Source organism: Planotetraspora thailandica, assembly GCF_016863335.1.
GTDB lineage: Bacteria > Actinomycetota > Actinomycetes > Streptosporangiales > Streptosporangiaceae > Planotetraspora > Planotetraspora thailandica.
This window is the reverse complement of sequence record NZ_BOOR01000089.1, coordinates 24,205-34,070: the sequence shown is the minus strand read 5'-3', so window position 1 is coordinate 34,070 and position 9,866 is coordinate 24,205. Positions and strand designations below refer to the sequence as shown.

Annotated in this window: 12 protein-coding genes; 5 read left to right on the top strand and 7 right to left on the bottom strand. The window is 70.9% G+C overall.

Annotation, left to right across the window (positions count from 1 at the left end; translation table 11 throughout):
* Positions 1 to 241 precede the first annotated feature (241 nt).
* A complete protein-coding gene (locus tag Pth03_RS39485; protein ID WP_203949641.1) occupies positions 242 to 469 on the bottom strand; it encodes a hypothetical protein in 228 nt (75 codons plus the stop codon).
* A 114-nt stretch (positions 470 to 583) separates the two neighbouring features.
* Between Pth03_RS39485 and Pth03_RS39480 the strand changes: the two genes are divergently transcribed.
* The 5 genes from Pth03_RS39480 to Pth03_RS39460 all read left to right on the top strand — a co-directional run bounded on the left by Pth03_RS39480 (position 584) and on the right by Pth03_RS39460 (position 4,932).
* A complete protein-coding gene (locus Pth03_RS39480; RefSeq protein ID WP_203949640.1) occupies positions 584 to 1,333 on the top strand; it encodes an SDR family oxidoreductase in 750 nt (249 codons plus the stop codon).
* Between the two features lie 32 nt (positions 1,334 to 1,365).
* Entirely contained in the window at positions 1,366 to 2,268 is a 903-nt protein-coding gene (locus Pth03_RS39475) for an SDR family NAD(P)-dependent oxidoreductase (protein WP_203949639.1), read from the top strand.
* A 162-nt stretch (positions 2,269 to 2,430) separates the two neighbouring features.
* Positions 2,431 to 3,021, top strand: coding sequence for an HdeD family acid-resistance protein (locus tag Pth03_RS39470; RefSeq protein ID WP_203949638.1), 591 nt, complete (start codon positions 2,431 to 2,433; stop codon positions 3,019 to 3,021).
* Positions 3,022 to 3,121: 100 nt separating this feature from the next.
* Positions 3,122 to 4,141, top strand: a complete 1,020-nt coding sequence (locus tag Pth03_RS39465; protein WP_239119733.1) for a Dyp-type peroxidase — start codon at positions 3,122 to 3,124, stop codon at positions 4,139 to 4,141.
* Entirely contained in the window at positions 4,138 to 4,932 is a 795-nt protein-coding gene (locus Pth03_RS39460; protein ID WP_203949636.1) for a family 1 encapsulin nanocompartment shell protein, read from the top strand. Before Pth03_RS39465 ends, Pth03_RS39460 begins: the two co-directional genes overlap by 4 nt.
* On the opposite strand, the gene ptsP is transcribed toward Pth03_RS39460, so the two are convergent.
* Genes ptsP through mtlA form a run of 6 tightly spaced genes read right to left on the bottom strand, consistent with a single transcriptional unit; the run spans position 4,925 to position 9,863 of the window.
* Positions 4,925 to 6,643, bottom strand: a complete 1,719-nt coding sequence (gene ptsP, locus Pth03_RS39455) for a phosphoenolpyruvate--protein phosphotransferase (protein WP_203949635.1) — start codon at positions 6,641 to 6,643, stop codon at positions 4,925 to 4,927. The two genes, Pth03_RS39460 and ptsP, sit on opposite strands and share 8 nt — an antisense overlap.
* Entirely contained in the window at positions 6,636 to 6,920 is a 285-nt protein-coding gene (locus Pth03_RS39450) for an HPr family phosphocarrier protein (RefSeq protein ID WP_203949634.1), read from the bottom strand. Before Pth03_RS39450 ends, ptsP begins: the two co-directional genes overlap by 8 nt.
* Positions 6,921 to 6,930: 10 nt before the next feature.
* On the bottom strand, positions 6,931 to 7,971 hold the full coding sequence (locus tag Pth03_RS39445; protein ID WP_203949633.1) for a zinc-dependent dehydrogenase: 1,041 nt from the start codon (positions 7,969 to 7,971) through the stop codon (positions 6,931 to 6,933).
* Entirely contained in the window at positions 7,968 to 8,423 is a 456-nt protein-coding gene (locus Pth03_RS39440; RefSeq protein WP_203949632.1) for a PTS mannitol transporter subunit IIA, read from the bottom strand. The genes Pth03_RS39445 and Pth03_RS39440 overlap by 4 nt, the downstream gene beginning before the upstream one ends.
* Positions 8,416 to 8,724 carry a PTS sugar transporter subunit IIBC family protein gene (locus Pth03_RS39435; protein WP_203949631.1) on the bottom strand — a complete coding sequence of 103 codons (309 nt, stop codon included), beginning with the start codon at positions 8,722 to 8,724 and terminating at the stop codon, positions 8,416 to 8,418. The genes Pth03_RS39440 and Pth03_RS39435 overlap by 8 nt, the downstream gene beginning before the upstream one ends.
* A gap of 5 nt (positions 8,725 to 8,729) precedes the next feature.
* The gene (gene mtlA / locus Pth03_RS39430) at positions 8,730 to 9,863 is read right to left on the bottom strand and encodes a mannitol-specific PTS transporter subunit IIC (RefSeq protein ID WP_239119731.1); all 1,134 of its coding nucleotides are present in this window, start codon (positions 9,861 to 9,863) and stop codon (positions 8,730 to 8,732) included.
* Positions 9,864 to 9,866 lie beyond the last annotated feature (3 nt).

Genomic DNA, 9,866 nt, shown 5'->3' with positions numbered 1-9,866 from the left:
GACACCGCCGAACGACACCGACGGTCCCAGCAACGGGCGATGACCCACCCTGAAGACGTAGGCCTGCCGCCAAAGCGGGAAACACTGACAACGACCGCCTCAACAGCCGGTGCAAGGCCCAGCACACGCGGCCGAAGCAGAAGTTCACCAGGGATTACGCATGGGCATCGGCCGACGGCGCGGGAGTGATGTCCCACACCCGCCCCGGACGATGATCGCGCACGCCCGGCAAGCAGACGGCTCACACAGGCAGACGGACCTCGCCGCAGCGGCCTTTGACCGCCGCCACCACCACCACCGCCACCGCCACCGCCACCGCCACCGCCACCGCCACCGCCACCGCCACCGCCACCGGCACCGGCTCCCGACCGCTCCTTCTGGCCGAGGACAGCTCCGAGCCACGCCGTACCGACTCGTGGTGGAGAGGGCGGCCGAGCGTCGAAGCGCCATCGCGGAAACCGCGCGTCAAGCGAAGAAGTATCACCGATATCAGGTCTGCGTTAGCGTCGATGCCGTCTGCGTGGTATCGTCGCTAACACAAGGGCGTAAGCAACGATATCCGCCCGGAATCTAGGAGACGGCTATGACCAGCGAAAGCACCAACCAGACTCGTGTCGCCATCGTCACCGGCGGCTCTCGGGGCATCGGCAACCAGACGGCGAAGCAGCTCGCCGCGGACGGGTTCGCAGTGATCGTCAACTACGGCTCGAACGATGCCAAGGCCGAGGCGACGGTGAAGGAGATCACTGAAAGCGGCGGGCAGGCGATCGCGGTGCGTGCCGACGTGGCCGACGAGCAGGCCGTGTCCGCCATGTTCGACCTGGCCGAGCAGACCTACGGCGGGGTCGACGTCGTCGTGAACGCCGCGGGCCGGATGGACCTGTCGACGCTTGCCGATCTGGATCTCCGTGTGCTCGACGAGATGCACCGCATCAACATCCGCGGCCCGTTCGTCGTCTCCCAGCAGGCCGTCAGGCGCCTGCGGCCCGGCGGCGCGATCATCAACTTCTCGTCGTCGGTCGTCGGGCTCGCCTTCCCGCGTTACAGCGGATACGCCGCCAGCAAGGGCGCCGTGGAGGCCATGACGCTCATCCTCGCCCGTGAGATGCGCGGCCGCGACATCACCGTCAACGTCGTGGCCCCCGGCCCGACGGCCACCGACCTGCTTTTCGACAACAACACCGAGGAGAACCTCAGCCGGCTGGCCTCCGCGCCCCCGCTGGAGCGCCTCGGCACGGCGGAGGACATCGCCGCGGTCGTCGCGTTCCTCGTGAGCCCCGCGGGCCACTGGGTGAACGGCCAGGTCATCCGGGCCAACGGCGGCGCCATCTGACGCGCGACCGGAATCTCGGAAAGGAACCCCCGATGAACTCCAACAAGATCGTCGTCATCACCGGCGCGTCCAGCGGCTTCGGTGCGCTGACCGCGCGCGCCCTCGCCCGTGCAGGTCACACCGTGTACGCCGGCATCCGTGAGACCAAGGGACGGAACGCCGCCGCGGTCGCCGATCTCGAGCAGTACGCCCGGGAAAACAGCGTCGATCTGCGATCCGTCGAGCTCGACGTCGCCTCACAGTCGTCCGCCGACGACGCGATCCACGAGATCGTCGGCGCTCACGGACGTCTGGACGTCGTCGTCCACAACGCCGGTCACATGGTGCTCGGCCCAGCGGAGGCGTTCACGCCCGAGCAGGTCGGCGAGATCTACGACACGAACGTGCTCGGCACCCAGCGCGTCAACCGTGCGGCTTTGCCGTACATGCGAGATCGAGGTGAGGGCCTGCTCCTGTGGGTCGGCAGCTCGAGCACGCGGGGCGGATGCCCGCCGTTCCTCGGCCCGTATTTCGCGGCGAAGGCCGCCATGGACGCGCTCGCCGTCAGCTACGCGGGAGAGCTGATCCGGTTCGGCATCGAGACCTCGATCGTGGTCCCGGGCGCGTACACGGAGGGCACGAACCACTTCCTGCACGCGGGACGGCCGGCCGACGCCGGCCGGGCCGCGGCCTACGACGAGAAGTACGCGAGCCTGATGGACGACGTCAACGCCCGGCTGGCGGCGTTGATGCCGCCGGGCTCCGACGTGTCCGAGGTCGCGGAGGCCATCGTCCACGTCGTGGACCTGCCCGCGGGCACGAGGCCACTGCGCGTGCATGTCGACCCGAGCCGGGACGGCAGCGAGGTGGTCTCGGCCGTCGCCGACCGCATCCGCGCCGACTTCTTCCGGCGTATCGGCCTCGACGACCTGCTGACCAGCGGCAGCAGCCTCTGAGATCACGGGCGCACCGGAGGCGGGGGGTGGAAGTGAAGTCACATGACTGATGCATGAGGCCGGCGGTTGCCTCAGGATGTGATCCGGCGTCCGCCGGGCGCCTCCGGGCGGCCGCGGCAGGCGGACGCCACCCCCTCACTTCGCGCGTTTCAGGAGTACGGCATGCGACCCGAAACCACCGGCGCCCCCGCCTCACCGGCACCGGCGGGCAACGATCCCGCCGGCGGTCTGCTCGCCCGCCACTGGTGGGTCTTCACCGTCCGCGGTGTCCTGGCCCTGCTGTTCGGCCTCATGGCTCTGGTCTGGCCGGGCGTGACGTTGTTCGTGCTGACGATCGTGTTCGGCTCCTACGCCCTCGTGGACGGGATCTTCGCGTCGGTCGGCGCCTTCCGCGCGTCCCGGGGTCATCGTGCGCCTCTGGTGCTCGAGGCGGTCGTGGGCGTCGTGTGGGGTGCGATGGCCCTGTTCTGGCCCGGCGTCACCGTGCTGACCCTCACCCTGCTCGTCGGCATCTGGGCCGGGATCACCGGTGTGACGCGCATCGTGTCGGCACTGATGATGCGTGACCGGCTGCACGGCACCGGCATGTCCGTCATTGCCGGCGCGCTCTCCCTGATCTTCGGCCTGCTCGTCGTGGTCTGGCCGGATTCAGGCGCACTGACCATCGCGTGGATCATCGGCATCTACGCCGTCGTGGGCGGCTTGGCGTTGATCGGCCTCAGCCGCCGGCTGCACGTCCGCACGCATGCGTAGGCACCCGAGGCGTTACCCTGCCGCCACAGGCGGGGGCCGGGCTGTCATATCCTCCCTGAATGTCCCCCTGACCGCATCGGAGAAAGGCCGGGAAAACGTCGTGACGGATCGAGCCCCGCAGCCGCAGGCCGTGCTGAGCCCGCTCACCAGCTCGGCGATCTTCCTGGTGCTCACGGTCGACCCGGGCGGCGAGCCGGTCGTCCGCGAGCTCCTGCCCGACATCTCGGGACTGGTCAGGTCGGTGGGTTTCCGCATCCCCTCGGGTGGCCTGACGTGCGTCACCGGCATCGGGTCCGACGTCTGGGACCGGTTGTTCTCCGGCCCGCGTCCCGCCGAGCTCCACCCGTTCAGGGAGATCGCCGGAGCCCGGCATAAGGCCGTGTCCACCCCCGGCGACCTGCTCTTCCACATCAGGGCGAGCCAGATGGACCTGTGCTTCGAGCTGGCCTCCCAGATCATGGACCGGCTCCGGGGCGCGGTCACGGTGCGCGACGAGGTGCAGGGGTTCAAATACTTCGACGAGCGCGACCTGCTCGGCTTCGTCGACGGCACGGAGAACCCCGAGGGCCTCGACGCGTACGACGCGGTGACCGTCGGCGCGGACGATCCCGGGCAGGATCCGGACTTCACCGGCGGCAGTTACGTCATCATCCAGAAGTACATCCACGACCTGGTCGCCTGGAACGCCCTTCCGGTCGAGGCGCAGGAGAGGGCGATCGGGCGCACCAAGCTCTCCGACATCGAACTGCCGGACGAGGTCAAGCCCAGCGACTCGCACGTGGCGCTGACAACCATCACCGATCCCGACGGCACCGAGCGCCAGATCGTGCGGGACAACATGCCGTTCGGCGCCCCCGGGCGCGGGGAGTTCGGGACGTACTTCATCGGCTACTCCAGCACGCCGTCGGTCACCGAGTTGATGCTGGAGCACATGTTCGTGGGAGATCCCGCGGGCAACCACGACCGCATCCTGGACTTCTCCACCGCCGTCACGGGCAACCTGTTCTTCGTCCCGTCTGCGGACTTCCTGGACGACCCACCTCCCGCTCCTGCGGTACGGCGCGCGGCCGCGCCGGGCGACCTCAAGATCGGCGACCTCAAGAGGAGCACCACCCGATGAACAACCTCCACCGCGAACTCGCACCCATCTCGGAAGCGGCCTGGGCCGACCTGGAGAGCGAGGTCCGCCGGACCTTCATCCGGCATCTCGCGGGACGCCGGCTGGTCGACGTGCCCGAGTCGGGCGGTGTCACCTTGTCCTCTGTGTCCACCGGGCACCTGTCGCACGTGGAGCCGCCCGCGCCCGGGGTCGAATCCCGGCTCCGCGTGTCGCAGCCCCTCGTCGAGTTGCGCGTGCCGTTCACCGTGAACCGCCAGGCCGTCGACGACGTCGAGCGCGGCGCCAAGGACGCCGACTGGGACCCGGTCAAGGAGGCCGCCAGGAAGATGGCCTACGCCGAGGACCGGGCGATCTTCGAGGGGTACGCCGCCGCCGGCATCGGAGGCATCCGGCAGGGCTCGACCAACCCGCCGCTGTCGCTCCCGGCCGAGGCGCGCGACTATCCCAACACGATCAGCCAGGCCATCACCACGCTGCGCCTGGCCGGGGTGGACGGGCCGTACTCGCTCGCGCTCAGCGCCGACGCCTACACGCTGGTCAACGAGACCTCCGACCACGGATACCCCATCCACGAGCACCTGGCCCGGCTCATCGACGGTGACATCATCTGGGCGCCCGCGATCAGCGGCGCGTTCCTGCTGACCACCCGGGGCGGCGACTACGAGCTCCACGTGGGGCAGGACCTGTCGGTCGGCTACGAATCCCATGACGCGACCAGCGTCAGGCTCTACCTCCAGGAGAGCCTGACGTTCCTCGTCTACACGGGCGAGGCGGCGGTCGCGCTCACCTGACCCCCGCGACCGCCTGCCTGGCGGCCGCCGGGCCGGTGGCCGCCAGGGCCAGCTCGGCGTTCTGCCTGCACTGATCGAGCGAGTGCCGGGCCAGGGCGTCCCGTACGGCGGGCAGGCTCCTGGCCGACATCGACAGACTGGTGACGCCGAGCCCCGCGAAGACGGTGGCCAGCAGCGGATCGGCGGCGGCCTCCCCGCAGACGCCGACGGGTTTGCCCGCGGCGAGGCCTGCCTCCGCGCACCGGGCGACCAACTCGAGCAGGGCGGGTTGCCACGGGTCGAGCAGATCGGCCAGCTCGCCGTGCTGCCGGTCGGAGGCGAAGGTGTACTGGCTGAGGTCGTTGGTGCCGATGCTGAGGAAGTCGAGCTCGCGAAGCAGCCGGTCGGCGTGCAGGGCGGCGGCGGGGACCTCCACCATCGCGCCGACGCAGGTGAGTCCCCGGACGCGGGCCCGTTGCGCGAACGAGGCCGCCTCCTCCGCCGTGGTCACCATGGGCGCCATCACCCACGGTTGCCCGCCCGTCTCAGCGCCCGTCTCAGCGGCCGCCTCGGCGATCGCGTCGAGCTGGGCGTCCAGCACCTCGGGCCGGCGGCGGGCGACGCGCAGGCCGCGCACCCCGAGCGCGGGGTTGAGCTCGCTTGGCAGCCCGAGGAACGGCAGAGGCTTGTCGGTTCCCGCGTCGAGCGTGCGGATGACGACCGTCGCGCCGGGGAAGGCGCGCAGCACCGCCGCGTACGCGCCGGCCTGCTCCTCATGAGTGGGGGCGGACCTGCGGCCGAGGTAGAGGAACTCGCTGCGGAACAGACCGACGCCCTCCGCGCCGGATGCGGCCTGGGCGTCGGCGACCGAGCCGATGTTGAGCATCAGCTTCACCGGATGGCCGTCGGAGGTCCGGCCGGGACCGCTCGCCGTGGCGAGACGCTCGCGGCCGGCGCGGGCGGCTCGCTCCACCTCGGCGGCCTTCTCCTCACCGATGCCCGTACGGACCTCGCCGGCGCCGCCGTCGACCGACACCCAGGAGCCGTCGGCGACCGCCGTCGCGCCCGCGCAGGCGACCACGGCGGGCAGCCCGAGCGCGCGGGCGAGGATGGCCGTGTGGCTGGTCGGCCCGCCCTTCTCGGTGACGAGCGCGAGCACCGTGCCGGGATCGAGGTTCACCGTGTCGGCGGGCGCGAGATCCTCGGCGAACAGGACGAACGCGTGCCCGGGGGACGGCACGCCCGGCATCGGCAGGCCGAGCACTGCGGCGACGGCACGGTTCCTGACGTCGTCCAGGTCGGCCGCACGTTCCGCGATGTATCCCCCGGCCGCGAGGAGCGCCTCCCGGTGGCGGGCGCACGCGGCGTCGACGGCGTGCGCCGCGTCCATGCCCTCGGCGGCGAGCTGCTCGACCTCGTCGCGCAGCACCGGATCCTCGGCGATCATCACCTGCGCTTCGAGGATCTCCCGCGCCGCCGGGTCGGCCGCAGCCTCAGCCCGGGCGGCGAGCTCGCCTGCGGCCGCCTCAAGGCCGCGCACCGCCAGCACCGCCTCAGCGGCAGGGTCGGCGGCGCGGTCCGCGGATCCCCCAAAGCCCCCGGAGACGGCGGGAAGGGCGGGCGGCCCCGCCATCCGGTAGGCCCGCCCGGCCGCGCGGCCGGGGCTGATGCCCAGGCCGCGCAACACCTCGGGCAACACCGTGGGCGCCACCTCAGGCGTCACGTCAGGCATCGGTGCCGTCCTCCGCGTCGAGGTCGCGGGAGAGCAGGTCGGCCAGCGCGGCCAGGGTCTCCTCGGCCTGCGGGCCGTCCGCGTCGAGCGTGACCTCGACGCCGTGCCGGGCGCCGAGGGACAACACGGCCAGCATGCTGTTGGCGGGGACCGGCTTGCCGTCTCCGACGCGGATGCGCACCGGTGTGCCCTGCCGGGCCACCGCCTGAACGAAGATCTTGGCAGGGCGCGCGTGCAGGCCCGACCGCGAGGCGACGGTCACTGTCCGTTCCGGCATCTGGGGCTCCCTAGGGTTCGATGGTGACCTTGATCGCTGCGCCGCGGCTCACGATGTCGATGGCGTCCATGACCTCCGCCAGGGGCAGCCGGTGGGTGATGAGGTCGGACACCGGCACCGAGCCGTCCGCGATGAGCCGCAGCGCGCGCTTGTTGTGGGCGGGGCTGGACCCGTTGGCGCCGACGATCGTGAGCTCGCGGTAGTGCACCAGGTTGGAGTCGAGCCGGATGATCGGGTCGTCCTTGGGCAGGCCGCCGAAGAAGCTGATGCGTCCCTGCCGTGCCGTCATCTGGAGCGCCTGCTCCTGGGCGGCACCGGAGGCGGCCGCGGTGATGACGACGTCGGCTCCCCTGCCGCCGGTGAGCTTCAGCACCTCGTCGACGACGTCGGTGTCCGCGCCGCAGATCGCCTCGTCCGGCCGTACGAGGTCCGCCGCCATGGCCAGCCGTTCGGCGTTGAGGTCGACGAGGAACACCCGGGCGGCGCCGCGCGAGCGGGCCAGCCGTACGTGGAGGCAGCCGATGGGGCCCGAGCCCATGACGACCACGTCGTCGCCGGCGCCGACCCGGGCCAGTTCCTGGCCGTTGAGCACGCAGGCGAGCGGCTCGGCCACCGAGGCCTCGGCGAAGCCGAGCCCCTCGGGGATGCGGTTGAGCCCGTCGACGGCGAGGACCTTGGCCGGGACGACCATGTACTGCGCGAAGCCGCCGTCGTAGTGGTAGCCCATCGACTCCTGGTTGGGGCAGCCCGTCATGCGGCCGCGCCGGCACTCCTCGCACCGCCCGCAGGGGATGGCGGCGATCACCTGGACTCGGTCGCCGGGCCCCCAGCCCGTCACGTCGGCCCCGACCTCGACGACCTCTCCGGCGATCTCGTGCCCCATGACCCTCGGCGGCCTGATGTGGTGGTGGCCGAACTTGAAGATCTTGACATCGGTGCCGCAGGTCGAGCAGTTGCGGACGCGGATCTTGACGTCGCCGGGGCCCGGCTGGGGCTCGGGCACGTCCTCGATCCGGATGTCACCGGGAGCGTGGAAACGGGCGACCTTCACTCGGATGATTCCTCTCTGGGTTGCAGCAGCGCGACGACCTCGGAGACCTCGGTCGCCGTCCGCAGAGTCAGCGCCTGCTCAGGGTCGAGCAGGATCTGGGCGAGCTCCGCCAGCAGGGCCACGTGGCCGTCGCCCCGGGCGGCGATGCCGACGCAGACGGTGACCTGTTCCCCGTCCCAGTCGACGCCCTCCGGGAAGCGCAGCACGCAGATCGCGTCGTGGTGCACGGCGTCCTTGCCGACCAGGGTTCCGTGCGGGATCGCGACGCCCTCGCCAACGTAGGTGGAGATCGAGCGCTCGCGTTCGAGCATCGCCTCGACGTAGCTCTCCTCGGCGGCGCCGATCTCCACGAGCACCTGCCCGCAGCGGCGGACGGCCTCCTCGCGGCCGTCCGCGTGCTCGTCGAGCCGTACGGCCCGCGGGTCGAGCGGCAGCGCGGCCGTCTCAGCCATCGATGGTGCCGCCGCTCTTAATGGTGTTGACGAGCTTGGTCACCGCCGGGTCACCGATGAACACCTGGAACGGGACGAGCACCTTGTCCGGCGCGCTCTGCCGGGCGCGGGCGGCCAGCCCGGCGTGGCAGACGACGACGTCGGCGTCGGCGGGGATCGAGTTGACCGGGGTGTGCTCCACCTGCACCGACGCGCTCTTCAGCTGCTTGCGGAGCTGACTGGCCAGCATGACGCTGCTGCCCATGCCCGCGTCGCACGCGACGATGATCTTGTGAACGTCCTTGCTGTCGATGGTGGCCATGCGGGTCACGCCTCCTTGCTCGCGGAGACCGGCTCGCCGCCGGTCGTGGTGTCTTCCGTGGTGCCTGCCCCGGCGTCCTCCTGCTCGTCGCCGTTCCTGCGTCCGAAGCCCAGCAGCGCCGACGCGACCACGAACGAGACGGCGGCGGCGACGACGATTCCGGCGATGACGCCGAAGTAGCCGCCCTTCGGCGTCACCGCGAAGTAGGCGAAGAGGCTGCCCGGCGACGGCGAGGCGATGAGACCGGCACCGGTGACCAGGAAGGTGAGGATGCCCGCGGCGCCGCCCGCGATGGTCGCGAGGATGAGGCGGGGCTTCATGAGGACGTACGGGAAGTAGATCTCGTGGATGCCGCCGAGGAAATGGATGACGATCGCCGCGGGGGTGCTGGCCCGCAGTGCCCGGGGCCCGAACATCATGTATGCGAGGAGGAGCCCGAGGCCGGGTCCGGGGTTGGACTCCAGCATGAACAGGATCGACTTGCCCGTGCCGGCCGACTCCGCCACGCCGAGCGGGGTGAGCACGCCGTGGTTGATCGCGTTGTTGAGGAACAGCACCTTGGCCGGCTCGATCAGAACCGACGCCAGCGGCAGGAGCTCATGGTGCACCAGCCACTCCACGACGTCGCCCGCGGCGTTGGTGACCGTGCTGACGACCGGGCCGATGGCCAGGACTCCGAGGATGGCCATGACGCCGCCGACGATGCCGGCGCTGAAGTTCTCGACCAGCATCTCGAAGCCGGACTTCACGCGGTCGCCGAGCATCCGGTCGACCTGTTTGATCACGAACGCGCCGAGCGGGCCCATGATCATGGCGCCGAGGAACATCGGGACGTCCGCGCCGACCACGACGCCCATGGTCGCGACGGCTCCGACGACGGCGCCGCGCTGGCCGTGGACCATCCGTCCGCCTGTGTAGCCGATGAGGACGGGCAGCAGCACCTTGACGATCGGGTCGACCAGCTGGGCCAGGGTCTCGTTGGGAGTCCAGCCGGTCGGGATGAACAGGGCGGTGATCAGGCCCCAGGCGATGAACGCACCGATGTTGGGCATGATCATGCCGGCGAGATGGCCGCCGAACCTCTGGATGGAGGCCCGGACCCCGGTCCCTTGGACCGCGGGGGTGTATGGAGTGGCCAACTG